Source organism: Phascolarctobacterium sp. (assembly GCF_030531065.1).
Classification (GTDB): Bacteria; Bacillota; Negativicutes; order Acidaminococcales; family Acidaminococcaceae; genus Phascolarctobacterium_A.
The window spans coordinates 162,985-178,576 of sequence record NZ_JAUNOQ010000005.1 but is presented as its reverse complement, the minus strand read 5'-3'; the positions used below and the strand labels follow the sequence as shown (position 1 = coordinate 178,576).

At 45.3% G+C, this 15,592-nt stretch carries 14 protein-coding genes and 1 riboswitch; of the genes, 10 read left to right on the top strand and 4 right to left on the bottom strand.

Annotation, left to right across the window (positions count from 1 at the left end; translation table 11 throughout):
• Positions 1-104: 104 nt before the first annotated feature.
• Positions 105-725, bottom strand: a complete 621-nt coding sequence (locus Q4E64_RS05210; RefSeq protein ID WP_303166692.1) for a peptidoglycan recognition family protein — start codon at positions 723-725, stop codon at positions 105-107.
• Positions 726-1,518: 793 nt separating this feature from the next.
• Between Q4E64_RS05210 and Q4E64_RS05205 the strand changes: the two genes are divergently transcribed.
• Positions 1,519-2,358: an Rpn family recombination-promoting nuclease/putative transposase gene (locus Q4E64_RS05205; RefSeq protein ID WP_303166691.1), complete on the top strand. Its 840-nt coding sequence runs from the start codon at positions 1,519-1,521 to the stop codon at positions 2,356-2,358.
• A gap of 67 nt (positions 2,359-2,425) precedes the next feature.
• On the opposite strand, the gene Q4E64_RS05200 is transcribed toward Q4E64_RS05205, so the two are convergent.
• The gene (locus Q4E64_RS05200) at positions 2,426-2,995 is read right to left on the bottom strand and encodes an RNA polymerase sigma factor (protein WP_303166690.1); all 570 of its coding nucleotides are present in this window, start codon (positions 2,993-2,995) and stop codon (positions 2,426-2,428) included.
• A 246-nt stretch (positions 2,996-3,241) separates the two neighbouring features.
• Between Q4E64_RS05200 and Q4E64_RS05195 the strand changes: the two genes are divergently transcribed.
• The 3 genes from Q4E64_RS05195 to Q4E64_RS05185 all read left to right on the top strand — a co-directional run bounded on the left by Q4E64_RS05195 (position 3,242) and on the right by Q4E64_RS05185 (position 8,191).
• Positions 3,242-3,589: a helix-turn-helix domain-containing protein gene (locus Q4E64_RS05195; protein WP_303166689.1), complete on the top strand. Its 348-nt coding sequence runs from the start codon at positions 3,242-3,244 to the stop codon at positions 3,587-3,589.
• A gap of 90 nt (positions 3,590-3,679) precedes the next feature.
• A complete protein-coding gene (locus Q4E64_RS05190; RefSeq protein WP_303166687.1) occupies positions 3,680-5,581 on the top strand; it encodes a site-specific DNA-methyltransferase in 1,902 nt (633 codons plus the stop codon).
• A 3-nt stretch (positions 5,582-5,584) separates the two neighbouring features.
• Complete coding sequence (locus tag Q4E64_RS05185; protein ID WP_303166686.1) at positions 5,585-8,191, top strand: DEAD/DEAH box helicase family protein; 2,607 nt, start codon at positions 5,585-5,587, stop codon at positions 8,189-8,191.
• 221 nt (positions 8,192-8,412) lie between these two features.
• Here the strand turns inward: Q4E64_RS05185 and Q4E64_RS05180 are convergent, their stop codons facing one another.
• Positions 8,413-8,700: a type II toxin-antitoxin system YafQ family toxin gene (locus tag Q4E64_RS05180; protein WP_303166685.1), complete on the bottom strand. Its 288-nt coding sequence runs from the start codon at positions 8,698-8,700 to the stop codon at positions 8,413-8,415.
• Positions 8,697-8,978, bottom strand: coding sequence for a type II toxin-antitoxin system RelB/DinJ family antitoxin (locus tag Q4E64_RS05175; protein WP_303166684.1), 282 nt, complete (start codon positions 8,976-8,978; stop codon positions 8,697-8,699). The genes Q4E64_RS05180 and Q4E64_RS05175 overlap by 4 nt, the downstream gene beginning before the upstream one ends.
• Before the next feature lie 301 nt (positions 8,979-9,279).
• Between Q4E64_RS05175 and Q4E64_RS05170 the strand changes: the two genes are divergently transcribed.
• From Q4E64_RS05170 to Q4E64_RS05145, 6 genes are all read left to right on the top strand, one after another.
• Entirely contained in the window at positions 9,280-10,533 is a 1,254-nt protein-coding gene (locus tag Q4E64_RS05170; protein WP_368501518.1) for an ATP-binding protein, read from the top strand.
• A gap of 165 nt (positions 10,534-10,698) precedes the next feature.
• Complete coding sequence (locus tag Q4E64_RS05165; RefSeq protein ID WP_303166682.1) at positions 10,699-12,093, top strand: ATP-binding protein; 1,395 nt, start codon at positions 10,699-10,701, stop codon at positions 12,091-12,093.
• A 65-nt stretch (positions 12,094-12,158) separates the two neighbouring features.
• Positions 12,159-12,342: riboswitch (cobalamin riboswitch) on the top strand.
• A gap of 105 nt (positions 12,343-12,447) precedes the next feature.
• Complete coding sequence (gene cobU, locus Q4E64_RS05160; RefSeq protein WP_303166681.1) at positions 12,448-13,029, top strand: bifunctional adenosylcobinamide kinase/adenosylcobinamide-phosphate guanylyltransferase; 582 nt, start codon at positions 12,448-12,450, stop codon at positions 13,027-13,029.
• A gap of 1 nt (position 13,030) precedes the next feature.
• Positions 13,031-14,041 (top strand): nicotinate-nucleotide--dimethylbenzimidazole phosphoribosyltransferase, encoded by a 1,011-nt coding sequence (cobT, locus tag Q4E64_RS05155; protein ID WP_303166680.1) that lies wholly within the window; start codon positions 13,031-13,033, stop codon positions 14,039-14,041.
• 4 nt (positions 14,042-14,045) lie between these two features.
• A complete protein-coding gene (gene cobS, locus Q4E64_RS05150; RefSeq protein ID WP_303166679.1) occupies positions 14,046-14,780 on the top strand; it encodes an adenosylcobinamide-GDP ribazoletransferase in 735 nt (244 codons plus the stop codon).
• Positions 14,781-14,791: 11 nt separating this feature from the next.
• Positions 14,792-15,592 carry a nicotinate-nucleotide--dimethylbenzimidazole phosphoribosyltransferase gene (locus Q4E64_RS05145; RefSeq protein ID WP_303166677.1) on the top strand — a complete coding sequence of 267 codons (801 nt, stop codon included), beginning with the start codon at positions 14,792-14,794 and terminating at the stop codon, positions 15,590-15,592.

The window sequence follows — 15,592 nt, the reverse complement described above, 5'->3', positions numbered from 1 at the left end:
CGAAGTAAGTCGCGTAGTACTACCATAGACTGTGCAAACAAAGCTTGCTTGCGCATTCGGCGTGCGTTCCGGTCTGCGCGGCGCGTACTGCCGTAGGAGCTACGTTATTCCGTTAGGAGCGGAAGTTGCAGCACTGAGCCCGAAGTTGGGCTTTGAGCGTTTGACGCGGCGGGCGGCTGCAATCTTTGGCTAAACTGACGTGCCAGCGTCCGCAAAAAATTTCCGCCCTGGTGCAGGCCGTCGCCCGTTTCCCAATCCGGCAGCCACAGCAAATCCCAGCGCAGGTCCGGGTCGCCGCTGCCGGGGCCGTAGCCGTCTGCTATGGCAATTTCGCCGTGGGTGGCGACGGTTGCGTAAGCGATGGGCAGCCCCAGCGCCGCGCAAAGAATGGCGATTATCCAGGCCAGGGAGCGCGCCTGCGCCTGCGTCGGCGGCATAGCGCCGAAATTAGGCTTTTGGCCGTAGGTTGCGCCTAACGCGCAGCAGAGCGTGACACCAATAGCGCCGGTATTGCGCTTCCAGGTGTGGGCTTTGCGTTCCGTCAGGGCGCCGCAGGTGCGGTAAACCTGGCCGTCCGCGTCCACATTGAGGTGATAATCGTCAAAAAATTGACCGTAGCGGCCTGCGGTCCAGTGCAAATAAATGTGCTTGATACTGCCTTTGGCTTCTAAGGCCAAAGCTAACAGCTCTTGGTGAGTAATTTTCGGCGGATTGCTGACAAGCATCTTGTTTAGTCCTTTCTGTGCGCCTATAGCCTTACTTGCGTTTAACCGGTGTGCGCGTTGGGGGAGGAGGAGCGGCGCTTTGTTTACCCCCTCACTTATACAATTACAAAAAAGGGCCGTTTATTTACCCATGCACGCAAAAATATTTTAAAAAATTTTTTTTGAAAATATTGCCGGCGATGGGTAAATAAAAGCCCCGAAAATGTAATTGTATAAGTAGATTCTTCTTTTTCTTCTCTTTTTGTTGGTTTTTCTCTTCTTATTTCTTCTTGCTATGCTTAATTCCAATGGAATTTACGCTAGTAAATTCGTCCTTGAGTAAAGATGATATGCTTTAGTATATAGTTATTTATAATATACATATACTCCTTAACAGTGAAAATAGAATGTGTAATAGAGTACGTCCCCAAAAACTGGACACAGGCTTGAAGCTGAAATCCCTATTTGTGGGCACTGTTTTATAAAATATTGCGCTGTGATTTTTAGCGCAAAGAGCGTTTTCTGAAAACAAAGGCTCTTGCCAATAAAATAAAATTTTGCTATAATAGACTCAATAAATATTTTGACAACTTCATCAGGGGAGTAAACGGTGTCTTTCCCAAGCGCGCCGCGAGAACTTCGTAAAAATTAAACGAAATTCAGCAGTACCGAGCTGACTATAAGTTAAACTGTAGTCGGCGGTACTGCTTTTTTATTTTTGCTAAGGGGGTGGTTAGTTTGGATGATGTAGAATGGACTAAAAAATTGTATAAGCAAAGTAAGCACCGATATGATATAATTAAGGAGGAACAACATGGCAACTAAATTTGAGGATTTAACGATTCAAAATAACTTTTTGTTTCAGCATGTGATGAAGAATGAGCGTATCTGTAAGCGCTTGATTGAAGAGCTTCTCAATATTAAAATCGTTAAGCTTACCTATCACCATACGGAAGAAACTATTGAAAACAGCGCCGACAGCCGCGGTATTCGCCTGGATGTTATCGTAGCCGATGAAAACAATACTCATTATAATCTGGAAATGCAGGTAGAAAACCGCAAAAGCAAGTATACCGGCGAGCCGCTTTTGCCCAAAAGAACGCGCTACTATCAATCGTCACTGGATATGGATTTATTGAGCAAGGGGCAGGATTTTGATAAATTAAATCCAACCTACATCATTTTTATCTGTGCTTTTGACTTGTTTAACGAAGGACGTTACGTTTATACCTTTAAAAACAGATGCTTAGAAAATCTTGATTTGGAATTAAACAACGGGGCGACGGTGACTATTATCAATTCATTAGGTACAAAGGGAAATATTTCGCCCAGAGCCAAAAACTTTTTAGAATATGTAAACGATAAAATCGTAAGAGACGCTTTCACTCAGGAAATTGCCGATGAGGTAACGCGGGTGAAGCGCAACAGCGAAATAAGGAGGCAGTATATGCTATTGGAAATGAAATTGCATGACGCTCGTATGGATGGCAGGGAAGAAGGCATGATTGAAGCCCAAACGAAAGAACGCCAGAGTACCGCTTTTGATATGCTCAAGGATAAAGAACCGCTAGCGAAAATCGTAAAATATTCCCGCCTTAGAGAAGAAGAAGTTTATGCCTTGGCGCAGGCCAACGGTTTAACTGTAATTGAATAGTAGATTAAGCGTATAACATTAACGCTCCGGCGTACTGCAAAGACATCAGTGCGCCGGAGCGTTATTTTTATGACAAAATTCCCAGACTTTCCCTAAGCTTCTTCAACGCGCGTTGTTGGTGCAGGTACGCCGTTTTAAAGCTTACGCCCTGCATGGCACTGTATTCCTGCAGCGTATAGCCGTGGATAAAGGTAGCCTTAACTACCTGCCGCTGCTTAGGCGTTAGCTGTGCCAAGGCTTGCGCCAGCAAGTGCTTGTTTTCCGATTTGCCGATATGGTCGCTGCCGCCGCAGGGATAAGCAGCCGCCAGCGTGCCGCTTTCGTCGTCCAGCGATACGCTGGCAGTTACCGACGTATTTCTGACGATTTTTTGCAAAAGCATGTAATGCAAACGCTTTTGGATAAGCCCCGGCAGCAGGCGGTAATTATTGCCCTTGTAGCCGTGGATAAATTCCAGGAAGATTTGCCACGCGATATTTACCGCATCCTCGCCTAAAACTGCCGTTATATAGCTGCGGCGCGCTTCTTTGACAATCAGCGGCTCAAAGACCTGGCACAGGGCGTTTATTGCCTGCGCGTCGTAATTTTGCGCGGCGCGGAGCAAATTTTTTAGTTGGGTTGGCGTATAGCGCGTCAACCCGTTTTTGTTTACAGGTGCATGTTTAATATAAATTCATTCCTTAAAGGCCAAAGGGAGCGCGCGCAGGAGGCGTCGCGCTGTATGGCCTTGGTTATGACGGAATTCCGTACTGTACTACGTCGGCGCTCGACGGTCTTATTATAGCGCAGAAAATTCTTAAAAATCTATTTATTGCCGTATTTGGCAATTTACGTAGGCGGGCGGCGCTTTTACCTTATGCTTTTAAGCAAGGAGGTGGCGCGGATGCAAGAAAAAGGACGCCGGGAAACGCGGGAACGCGCCCAGCTGCTAAAGCTGCTGCGGCAGTCGCGGGAACGGGAGGAATGCGCGGAGGATGATTACCGGCAGCTGCTGCAGGTTATGGGGGAGGTTTTGGCGGAAGCGCGCGCAGCGCGGGGCTTTAAGCAGCAGGACTTCGCCGCCTGCTGCGGCTTGCACAAGACGACGTTGTGCAGGATGGAAAGGGGCGCGCGGGATGTGAATTTCAGAAATTTGTGCCTGCTTTTGAGCAGGCTGGATGTGGAGCTGGACGACTTCTTTAGCGAGGTATGCCGGGTGCGAAGGGCATTGAAGAAACTGGAGGGAAAATAATAATAGTATAAGTCTTGCGGGGGGGTACAGGCGTGGTAAAATGTTAGTATAATGGGTAAACAGACGATGTAGATGGAGGAGTAGAATAAGATGGCCAATTTTTATGAGACTGTATTGACAGTACTGAAAGCAGACGATAGGTTTGTGTCAGAGGATGGAACCTTTTTGCGCAATGCGGTATATGAAGCGGCAATGAAGATGGATGCGGGGCTTATTCGACTGCTTCTTGCGAACAAGGAGACGCGCTCCCGCTTTTTTGTAGAAGTGGACGGCGTAAAGGTTTTTGATAAAATTGGCTTTGCGTGGGTTATTAATAACCGTCAATTTTTGCCAGACAGCTATACACGTTTTAAAAATAAGATTGGGCTTGCCGATGAGAACGGCGATTTAATTTCTACTTCCGGTAAAGTGGAGCTTGTTTTCCCGTATAAGGATTGCGTATTGGAAGGCGGGCAGACGAAAGATGATCAGAAACGGCAGGAGATTTTTTATAATGAGACTCTCGCGCCAGATGAGGTGGATAGACTTTTGTATCCTAAAGTATTTTCTGGTGCAAAGAGATATACAAAGGATGGATTTGAAGATATAACTCAGTTTTCGGAATCGGATAACCTGATTGTTAAGGGAAATAATCTACTGGTTATTTCTTCCTTACTAAAGCGTTACGAAGGAAAGGTGAAATGTGTTTATATCGACCCTCCTTATAATCCTACAAGTAATGCTAACACTTTTGCTTATAATAATTCATTTAATCGATCAACATGGCTGACATTCATGAAAACACGGTTACAAATGGCAAAAAGGTTCTTAACGGCAAAAGGGGTTTTGATTGTAGCGATTGATAAAAATGAACAGCCTAGATTGCAGATTTTAATAGAGGAGATTTTTCCAGAATATGAGGTTGATTGTATTACGGTTATTCATAATCCTCGTGGTACAATAGGAAATAATTTTTCCTACACACATGAATATGCTATTTTTGTAACGCCAAAAGGCAAAAAGGTAATTTGCAGTCGGAAACTTTCTGAGAGTGAAATTGAATGGTCACCTTTGAGAAATTGGGGAGGTGAATCATTGAGAACGGATGCAAAGAATTGCTTCTATCCTGTTATTGTTAAGGACGAAAAGATAATAGAATTTGGAGATGTGTCGGATGATTCATTTCATCCGATATCACAAACGGAACAGCGCGGAGATGAATATTATGTCTATCCTATAGACACAAAAGGCGTAGAAAGGAAATGGAGATATGCACGACAGACAGTAGAATCTATATTTGACATGTTGAGGGTGAAAAAGACAAAAATTGGATATGACATTGAGCTTGGTAAAAATTTTGGAACATATAAAACAGTATGGATTGATTCCAAATTTGATGCAAGTGTCAATGGCACTCAGTTGTTGAAGAATTTAATTCCGAACACCGTGTTCTCTTATCCGAAATCATTATATACGGTCGTTGAATGTGTGGGTTCAGTGGTAAAGGAAGATAAAGATGCCCTCATACTTGATTTTTTTGGCGGTAGTGGGACAACAGGTCATGCTGTGATGGAAATTAATAAGCAGGATGGAGGTCATCGTCGCTTTATTTTAGTTGAACAGATGGATTATGTAGAGTCTGATACACTTGTTCGTAACTTGAAGGTTCTTAATGAGATAGCTCCTGAATCTACGATTACTTTTTTCCAATTAGCAAAGCTGAACCAAAAATTTGTGGAAGAAATAGAAGCTGCAACCGACGATGATACATTGTCCGATATCTACGGAAGAATGCTCAAGTCCGGCTTTATCAGCTGCAAGGTGGATCCGGCAAAAATTGATGAGGCAGCTGATGATTATGCTGCGCTTTCGCTGACGGATAAGAAACGGTTCCTTATGGAGATTTTAGATAAGAACCTCCTGTATGTGAATTACTGCGATATTGACGATGAGGAGTTCGGCGTATCTGATTCGGATAAGGCGTTCACGAGAAGCTTTTATAGGGAGAGATAATCGATGGCATTCTTATATGAAAAAATAGACGCTTTGCGTGAATATGGTAACAGTGCGGCTCTCCCGTCCTATATTCCGGATAATTTGAATCCCAATTTTGAATTGCGTCCATATCAGAAGCGGGCGTTTGAAAATTTCATAACGTATTTTGAGAGCAACAATCGTCCAAAGCCTACGCAGGTACTTTTTCATATGGCGACAGGCAGCGGTAAGACGTTGATTATGGCGGGCTTGATACTGTATCTCTATAAGCAGGGTTATCGGAATTTCTTGTTTTTTGTCAATCTCTCAAACATTGTCGAAAAGACGCGGGAAAATTTCTGCAATCCGGTTTCTACAAAGTATCTTTTTGCGGATGAAATTGTTCTGGACGGAGAACGCATACGTATTAATCAGGTAGATAACTTCCAATATGCAGACCAAAACGCTATCAATATTTGCTTTGCTACCACGCAGGGACTGCACACGGATATGTTTATGGTCAAGGAAAACGGCATGTCCTTTGACGATTTTGCAGAGCGGAAAGTCGTGCTGATTTCCGACGAAGCGCACCATCTGAATGTAGATACCAAAAGGAAAAGAACCGATAGCGAGGAATCCATTTACCGTTCTTGGGAGAATACTGTTAAGAGGATATTCGAGCAAAATACCGATAACCTCTTGCTGGAGTTTACTGCTACTTGCGACTTTGCTAATCAGGCGATTCGCGCGGCATATGAAAATAAGATTATATTCGATTATGCCTTGGCTAAATTTTATAACGACAAGTATTCTAAGGATATTATTACTTTACGCTCCGAACTTAGCATTATGGAGAGGGCTTTGCAGGCGCTTGTCCTCAGCCAGTACCGTTTGAAGGTGTTTCAAGACCATCGTCTTGCAATCAAGCCTGTCGTGCTTTTTAAAGCGGCAAAGATTGCCGACAGCAAGGACTTTATGACGGCGTTCATTGAAACGGTTAAACAGCTGACGGGGGCGCAATTACGTAATCTTTCTACTGTTGCTACTGACGGCGTTATGTATAAAGCCTTTGCTTATTTTGCCAAAAACAGCATTTCTTTGGATACGCTTGCCGCGGAACTCCGCGACGATTTTTCCGAGGGACATTGCGTTTCTGTCAATGACGATAAGGACGCCGAGCAGAAACAGATCCTTTTGAATTCACTTGAAGATGAAGATAATCCTTACAGGGCTATTTTCGAGGTCAAAAAACTAGATGAAGGCTGGGACGTCCTCAATCTCTTTGATATTGTGCGATTATATGAAACAAGGCAGTCCGGCGGTAAGAAAATAGCTCCTGCTACGATTGCGGAAGCGCAGTTAATCGGACGCGGAGCAAGGTACTGTCCGTTTCAAATTGACGATGAACAACCGAAATTTCAGAGGAAATATGACGAGGATGTAACCAGTGAAATGCGCGTTTGCGAGACGCTTTATTATCATTGCCAGAACGATCATCGTTATGTTACAGAATTGCGTAATGCATTGCGCGAAATCGGACTGGATACCGATAAAATTGTACAGCGGGAATATGTCTTGAAAGAAGATTTTAAAGCTACTGATATATACCTAAAAGGTTTGATTTTCTTAAATGATAGGGAAGTAAAGGATAGGAAGGATGTGCGTGGTTTGTCGCCAGCCGTCCGAGATGACATCTATCGTTTCCATGCCGCTACGGGAGCAGCCGGTTTTGATTCTGTTATGGTGGAAAATTCGCAAGGGGTGGATCTTGCTGTTAATTTAAAAACAGCTCATATGCGTATTAAGGAGATAGCTGCTATCAATTATGCTATTGTCAATAAAGCTTTGGCGAAATATCCAATCTTTAAATTTAACACACTGCGCTCCTATTTTCCAAATCTCGAATCTACACGGCAGTTCATAACAGATGACGAGTATCTCGGCGCTGTTCGTATTGATATTCAGAGTAAGGATGAACATCCGACTATGGAGACGCTTTATGCCGCTGTTTTCTATGTGCTTGGCAAGATAGCGGCATCTGTTTCTGGCATCGAAGAAACATACAGAGGCACAAAAGCATTCAGAGCAAGAAATATCAGAGATGTATTTCGTAACAAAACCGTCAATTATACTGAGCCTCATGATGGTGGAATCGGTATATCGCAGAACGATCCGTCTGTAAAGAGGGATTGGAAAATTGATCTTTCGGTAGAGGACTGGTTTGTCTATACTGATAACTATGGAACATCAGAAGAAAAAGCATTTGTAGCTTACTTCCGTGGATATGTGGCTGATTTGCGAAAAATTTATAACAGAATTTACCTTGTTAGAAATGAACGCGAATTTCACATTTATTCGTTTGAGAATGGCGAGCGGTTTGAGCCTGATTATGTGCTTTTCCTGCAAAGAGATAAAGAAGATGGATTTGAACAACTCCAGATATTTATTGAGCCGAAAGGTACGCAGCTTATCGAGAAGGATGCTTGGAAAGAGAAGTTTCTGCTCCAATTAAAGACAGGAGCTGTGCCTACGAAAATATTTGTTGATGACAACGATTATAAAATATGGGGGTTGCACTTTTTTAATCAAGATAGCCGCATGAAGGAATTCGATTCGGAGTTGGCATCTTTAATTGGGAAATATTTATAAAAAATTTTATGTCTGCTGTGTAACAAAAAGGAAATACTAGTGCTAATCCGGAGCAGTCCCACTTACTGTAAGTGGGATCCAGACAATTATGTCACAAAAAAGAAGTCCCGAACGAAGAGGCTCTCGTCGTAAGACGAGGGCTGATTTTTTGGTCACTCACCAAGATTTGTAAAAAATAGAAAAAACCGCCGTATAGAAAGTTTCCTATACAGCGGCATTTATTAGCCAAACAAATCGCTATGAGTTCCGTTACGGGCTAAGGTAAGAACAAGCACATTGTCTTCAATGCGGTAAATTAAAAGCCAGTCGGGAAGAATATGGCATTCCCTATAACCGTTCCAGTCGCCGGACAGAGCATGATCCTTATGTTTTTCTGGCAAGGTTTCGCCCATAGCAAGCGTTGTGATTATGCGTTCTAAAATGGAAACCTTTAAGCCACGCTTTAGCGCTAATTTATAGTCCTTTTTAAACTGGTTAGTGGTTTTGACAATATATTTTACTTTGCTCATGCTTTTAGGTCGGCAAACAATTCGTCTAGATCAGTATAACCTTTCACAGATGGATCTTTGGCAATCTTTTCGCCTTCAAGCATTGCCGCGATAGTTTCTTTGTTGGGCTTGTTTAAAGAAATGTCAAAGGGAATTTTACCTTCGCGGAGGGACTGGCGGACAAAAATATTAAATGCCGTGGATAAGCTCATACCGAATTCGCTGAATAAAGCGTCAGCCTTAGCTTTTAGGTCGGCGTCCATACGAATACTGATATTTGTAGTAGCAGAATTAGCCATATGCTCAACTCCTTTCTTGCTTTGTAAGTATATTGTATCTTATATGCACGAAAAATACAATACTTTGCATGCAAAAGTTGATGCTAGTTTGTTGATTTTTGTGAATTTGCGGAACGTTATGTGCTGCATTTTTCCCAAAGGCGATTACAAAGCTATGGCTTGGTTATAATAAACCAAAAGGGAAGCCAGATGCGTTTATAACCGAAAATGGCTGAAAAAGCAATCGTAAAAAAATACGATTGCTTTTTTGCTTGCTTTTGCTTATAATATGCTTGATGAAATCAGAAAGAAGGTGCGATATATGCGGGAAACGCGGACGATGGAGTTTAAGGAACAGGTTACGAATACTTTTTTGAAAACGGTAAGCGCTTTTTCCAATTATGACGGCGGGGAAATTATTTTTGGCATTGATGATAACGGTAATATTATAGGATTGCCGGATGGAAAGCAGGCGCGCCTTGATATTGAAAACAAGATTAATGACAGCATCACGCCGCAGCCTGATTATATTTTGGAATTGCAGAACAATGGCAGGACGATAAAACTGACCGTAAAAGGCGGTATTCAGAAGCCGTATTTATATAAATCAAAAGCATATAAACGGAATGATACCGCAACTATAGAGGTTGATAGGCTGGAGCTGTCAAGGTTGATTTTAGAAGGGAAAAATATCAGTTTTGAAGAATTGCCGTGCGAAGATCAGAATTTGAAATTTGATATTTTGTGCCGCAAATTAAAAGAGCATATCCGGATAGAGAACTTTAATCAGGATACTTTGAAAACATTGAATTTGTATAACGCTTCTGGCGGGTATAATAATGCGGCCGGGATTTTGTCCGATGAAAACCGTTTTCCGGGAATTGATATAGTGAAGTTTGGCGAGAGCATCAGTATTATCCAAAAGCGGGCTACATTCGACCATATATCTGTTTTGGCGGCAAACGACAAAGCGTTGGAGGTATTTAAGGATTATTACCGGTATGAGGAAATAAAAGGCGCCGACAGGAAAAAGGTTGAAAGAATACCGGAGGCGGCGTTTAGGGAAGCTGTTGCAAACGCTCTGATTCATAGGGCGTGGGATGTAGATTCGCAAATAAGGGTGTTGATGTATGACGATAGAGTGGAAATTATTTCCCCGGGAGGGCTGCCGTCCGGAATAACAGAAGACGAGTATTTGTCCGGAAAACTTTCAGTGCTTAGAAACAGAACCCTTGCCAATGTATTCTATAGGTTAGGATATGTTGAAATATTTGGTACAGGTATCCTCCGGATAAAGCAGCTTTATGAAGAAGGGTTAAAGCAACCTGAATTTGAAGTATCGGAGAATACAATTAAGATAGTACTTCCGCTTTTTGAGAAAAACTTGGATTTGACGAAAGACGAACAAAAAATATATGCAATTTTAAGTAAGACAGTATTAAAATCAATCAGTGAAATTACGCCTTGTGTTGAATTTGGCAAATCGAAGACAACGCAGTTATTAAAAGCTATGAACGAAAAGGGCGTTGTAAAAATTGAAGGCAGGGGGAAGGGGACGAGGTACGTGTTGAGATAAGCATATGTGCTGCATTTTCCCAAAGGCGATTACAAAGCTATGGCTTGGTTATAAAAAAACCGAAGGGGCAGCCGGAATATAGCTGCCGATAGTATTATTACTTGCTTTATTGAATGTAGTGTATTATAATTAACTTAATTACAATTAACTTAATGAGGTGATTTTATGTTCGTAGGACGTAAAGCCGAATTACAGCAATTAAATACACTATATAGACAGGATAAATTTCAGTGTATTATTATTTATGGCCGCAGGCGTGTCGGTAAAACTACTCTTATTAATGAGTTTATCAAAGATAAGGACGTTATTTATTTTACAGCCATTGAAAGTACCGCTAAGGATAATCTTGAAAATTTTAGCAAAAGTATTACTGCTTTAGATAATGCTAATACGGATAATGCCCCTCTATATAAGGATTTTCGCAGCGCGTTAATTGAAATAGGCGAGCTTGCCCAAAACAGAAAAATTATTCTTGTAATTGACGAATATCCTTATCTTGCACGTTCTTATCGCCCTATATCTTCACTTTTACAGGAGCTGATAGATACCAGGTTCAAGAACAATGCCAACCTTTTTATTATTCTTTGTGGTTCTTCCATGTCGTTTATGGAAAAGCAGGTTCTTGGCTATCAAAGCCCGTTATATGGACGCAGGACGGCCCAACTTCACATTAAGCCTTTTACCTTTTATGAAGCCGCTGCTTATTATAAAAATTTTAGCAGTGAGGATTTAGCGGTTGTTTATGGTATAACTGGCGGCATACCGCTGTATATGTCGTTTATCACCGATAGTCTGAGTCTTAAGGACAATATCATCAATACTTTTCTTACACCTAGCGGCTATATGTATGAAGAACCGTTTAATCTGTTGAACCAAGAACTAAGAGAACCGGCTATGTATAATGCTATTATCAGAGCTATTGCGACAGGAAGTTCCAGAATTTCTGAAATTGCCTCTAAAGTTGGTATTGAAAATTCTACTGCAACAAATTATGTAGACAAGCTTGCAGAGCTTAGTATTATCGAAAAAGAAATACCTGCCGGTACAGCAGGAAAAAGCCGTAAAAGCATTTATAGCATTAAGGATGGCATGTTCCGCTTTTGGTATAAATTCATACCTGATAACAATATACTTATTCAGCGCAATATGCCGGAAGCAGCTTGGGCAAATATTCAACCGCACGTTAACGAATATATGGGGAAGGTTTTTGAAAGTATTTGCGCAGACTATTTGCTGGAAAATTATATTAACCTGCCTGTACAGTTCCAAAATCTTGGACGCTGGTGGGGGAATAATCCTAAATTAAAACGCCAGGAAGAAATTGATATTGTTGCTGCCGGTAACGATAAAGCAATCATCTGCGAATGTAAATGGCGTAATGAGCAAACAGATAAAGATGTGCTGGAAACGTTATTGGAACGGCGTAAGCTATTATCCTGGTTCAGTGAGTGTTATTATTATATTTTCTCCAAGTCCGGCTTTACTGCTGCTTGCCAGCAGTTTGCAAAGGCGGATGCTAGGATTAAATTAGTAAGTTATAGTGATATGTTAAAAATATAAACAGCCCTTTGCGATTTTTCCTGCCCCCTTAGCAGGAATTTTCCCGAAGGCGTAGAATATACATACTTGGAAAATTTTTGACAGGTGCGGCGGCTGCGGCCGCTGCTGAAAAGGGAATACCGGTGCGAATCCGGAGCAGTCCCGCTACTGTAAGCGGAGCCCAGGCAATTATGTCACTGACGCAAGTTGGGAAGGCGCTGTGGGCGATGAAGCTAAGCCAGGAGACCTGCCTGTTGCGAAGCCGTGGGCCTACGGGAGATAGGCTGGCTTGCGTGCGCAATTTAATAGAGGATAAGTGTATTTTGGAGCCTCCCGCCAGCAGTGGGAGGCTTTTCTTTATGAAGGGAGGCTACAATGGCTGGAAAATTGATTATGGTTACGGGCGGCGCCCGCAGCGGCAAAAGCGAATTTGCCGAAAGCTATGTGCTGCATTTTTCTCCCAAATGCGATTACATAGCTACCGCCGAGATTCTGGACGAGGAAATGGCCGAGCGTGTGCGTCTGCACCGGGAGCGGCGCAACGACGGGCGTTGGGTAAACCACGAAGCGCCGTATCACGCCGAAGATGTCTTTGCTAAGCTGGGCGGCGATACGCAGGCTGTTTTATTCGACTGCCTGACGATTTATATGTCCAATTTATTTTACGGCAAGAACGCGCCGGAGGGCGAATTTTTAGAGCGCTGCGATTACGTTTTCCGCGAGATCGACAAGGTGCTGGAAGCGGCGCGGCGCTGCGGCAAGATCGTCGTTTTTGTCACCAACGAGGTGGGCGGCGGCATCGTGCCGGATAACCAGATGGCCCGCGAGTACCGCGATTTGGCCGGTTGGGTAAACCAAAGAGTGGCGCAGGCCGCCGACCATGTGTATTACTGCGTGGCGGGGCAGGCTGTGGACGTAAAGAAATTAGCGTTTAAATTTGAGGATGAAGGAGTATAATATGGAAAAAATAGTGATTCCTGCTCTGGACGAGGACAGAGCGCAAGAGGTGCGCCGGGGCTGGCAAACCGTCAATAAATTTGGCAAGGATTTGGGCAAGCTGGAGGAAATGGTGGTGCAATACGCCGCCATGACGGGCGCGGAGCTGCCCCAAAAGCTACGTTCGGCCATGGTGCTGATGTGCGGCGACCATGGTATCGCCAAGTACGGCGTCAGCGCGTACCCGCAGGAGGTAACGCGCCAGATGATTAACGGCTATATGCGCGAAACGGCGGGCGCTACGGTGCTGGCGCGCCACGCCAGGGCCGACGTGTACGTGTGCGACGTGGGTACGGCGTTTGATTTAAGCGATTTGGACAGGGTGTATCATAAAAAGGTGGCCTGGGGTACGAACGATTTTACCCAAGGGCCGGCAATGAGCCGCGAGCAGGCGGAGGCAGCCTTGCAGGTGGGCATCGAGATGGCCGATATGTGCATTGACAAGGGCTATAATTTGCTGTATACCGGCGAAATGGGCATTGGCAATACTACGTCCACCGCCGCCATCGCCAGCGCTTTTATGGGGCTGGACCCACTGTTGACGGTGGGTCGCGGCAGCGGTATCAACGATGAGCGCATGAAGATTAAGCGGCAGGTGGTTATCGACGGGCTGGCGCAGAATAAACCGGTAGAGGGCGACGCTATGGACGTGCTGTGCAAGGTGGGCGGCTACGACCACGCAGGTCTGGCGGGCGTCATCATCGGCGCTGCCCGCCGCCGTGTGCCGACCATGGTGGACGGCGTGAACGCTACGGCGGCGGCTCTTTTGGCTTACGGCCTGTATCCCGAAAGCCGCGATTATATGCTGTGCTCGCATTTGAGCAGCGATATTTCCCACAAAAAAATGCTGGAAATAATGCGCCTGACGCCCATTGTGGACGCTGGTATGCGCTTGGGCGAGGGCACGGGCGCCAGCCTGGCCATCGTGGTTTTGCAGGCGGCGCTGGACGTGTACAATACTTTAAGCAGGTGAGGCTATGCGCGATTTTGTAACCTGTCTGGAATTTTTGACCAGACTGCGCTTTTCCCACCGCACCGATTGGCGCGACGACGATTTCAGCCGCAGTGTGCCGTACTTCCCGCTCGTGGGTCTGGTCATGGGCCTTTTTATGGGCGCGGTAAATTACGGGCTGTATTACCTGCATACGCCTGCTTTGATGCGGGCGGTGATGCTGATTCTGGCGGAGCTTTTGATTATCGGCGCGCTGATGTACGACGGCTTTATGGATACGTCCGACGGCGTGTTCAGCGCCCGCGACCGGGAACGTATGCTGGAGATTATGAAGGACAGCCATGTGGGCTCCAATGCCGTTATTGCGCTGGTGTGCATTGTGCTTTTGAAGGTGGCTGCCTATACGACGCTGGCGCCGGTGAAGCTGTCCTATGCGCTGGTGGCTATGTACGTCTGCACGCGCACCTTTATGGTCAGCTATATTATCAACTATCCGTATCCGCGTAAGCAGGGTATCGGCCTGATGTTCAAGGCCTATGCCAAGCCCTGGTACACCTATGTGGCCTTTGGCTTGTGCGCGGCGCTGGTAGCGGCCTGCGGCCTGCCGTATTTATACACGGCCTTGGCGGCTTTTGCCCTGTGCCAGTGCATTGCCCGCTTCCTTACGGGACAGCTGGGCGGGTTGACCGGCGATACCTACGGCTTTTTGACTGAATGCGGCGTCGTTGTTTATTTGATGTGCGCCATATATATTATATAGAGGAGATAGTTATGCATATAGAAGAAATTATTCAAAAAATTACGCCCTCCGATAAAAACTGCGCCAAGCTGGCGCAGGCCCGCTTTGACGCGCTGATTAAGCCTGTGGGCAGTCTGGCGCAGCTGGAGCAGATGACGGCGCGTTACGCCGCCATCGTCGGCGAATACAATAAGCTGGATTTGGAGTACCCCAAGCGCGATTTACTGGTGTGGTGTTCTGTGGATAAAATTGCGCAGGCGGAAAAGATTATGCACGCTCAATGCCCCGTCAACGTGCTGGCGGCAGAAACGGGCGCTAAGGCCGTAGCTTTGGTAGTAACATCCGACAACGAGACCGACGCTATGGAGGAAGGCGCCGCGTTGGTGCAGGAGCTGGTGCATGAAAACGGCCTGGGTTTAATCGGCTTCGGCTGCTTGGCGGACGTGGACGACGCTGTAGTGCGCGCCGCTATGGTTGGCGGTATTTTGCAGGCTGCGTCCATGCGCGTAGCGGTGATGCTGGACGGCGTGGCTACCTGTAAGGCGGCGCAAGCGGCTGTGGCGTTGGCTCCCGCCGCGCTCGATTATTGCTTTGCCGGGCACGTGTCGGCCGAGCCGGGCGCAGAGGAAGCGCTGGCGGCGTTAGGCCTGACCGCGCCGTTGCGTTTGCATATTCCCGACGGCGCGGGCGAGGGCGCGGCTTTGTGCTTTACGCTGTTCAACGCCGGGCTGAAGGCCTATAAAGAAATGGAAACCTTTGAGGAAGCGGGCGTGCATGTGGAAATGAAAGAATTTTCCTTAGCCGAGCAGGTAAAAAAGGAGAAGGCTGAATAG

Excerpts from the sequence above, each read along its gene's own strand:
- Q4E64_RS05195 (WP_303166689.1), top strand. The coding sequence starts at position 3,242 with ATGCAAGAAAAAGGACGCCGGGAAACGCGGGAACGCGCCCAGCTGCTA.
- Q4E64_RS05180 (WP_303166685.1), bottom strand. The coding sequence starts at position 8,700 with ATGAGCAAAGTAAAATATATTGTCAAAACCACTAACCAGTTTAAAAAG.
- Q4E64_RS05185 (WP_303166686.1), top strand. The coding sequence starts at position 5,585 with ATGGCATTCTTATATGAAAAAATAGACGCTTTGCGTGAATATGGTAAC.
- Q4E64_RS05165 (WP_303166682.1), top strand. The coding sequence starts at position 10,699 with ATGTTCGTAGGACGTAAAGCCGAATTACAGCAATTAAATACACTATAT.
- Q4E64_RS05175 (WP_303166684.1), bottom strand. The coding sequence starts at position 8,978 with ATGGCTAATTCTGCTACTACAAATATCAGTATTCGTATGGACGCCGAC.
- cobT (WP_303166680.1), top strand. The coding sequence starts at position 13,031 with ATGGAAAAAATAGTGATTCCTGCTCTGGACGAGGACAGAGCGCAAGAG.
- Q4E64_RS05170 (WP_368501518.1), top strand. The coding sequence starts at position 9,280 with ATGCGGGAAACGCGGACGATGGAGTTTAAGGAACAGGTTACGAATACT.
- Q4E64_RS05190 (WP_303166687.1), top strand. The coding sequence starts at position 3,680 with ATGGCCAATTTTTATGAGACTGTATTGACAGTACTGAAAGCAGACGAT.
- cobU (WP_303166681.1), top strand. The coding sequence starts at position 12,448 with ATGGCTGGAAAATTGATTATGGTTACGGGCGGCGCCCGCAGCGGCAAA.
- Q4E64_RS05145 (WP_303166677.1), top strand. The coding sequence starts at position 14,792 with ATGCATATAGAAGAAATTATTCAAAAAATTACGCCCTCCGATAAAAAC.
- Q4E64_RS05210 (WP_303166692.1), bottom strand. The coding sequence starts at position 725 with ATGCTTGTCAGCAATCCGCCGAAAATTACTCACCAAGAGCTGTTAGCT.
- Q4E64_RS05205 (WP_303166691.1), top strand. The coding sequence starts at position 1,519 with ATGGCAACTAAATTTGAGGATTTAACGATTCAAAATAACTTTTTGTTT.
- cobS (WP_303166679.1), top strand. The coding sequence starts at position 14,046 with ATGCGCGATTTTGTAACCTGTCTGGAATTTTTGACCAGACTGCGCTTT.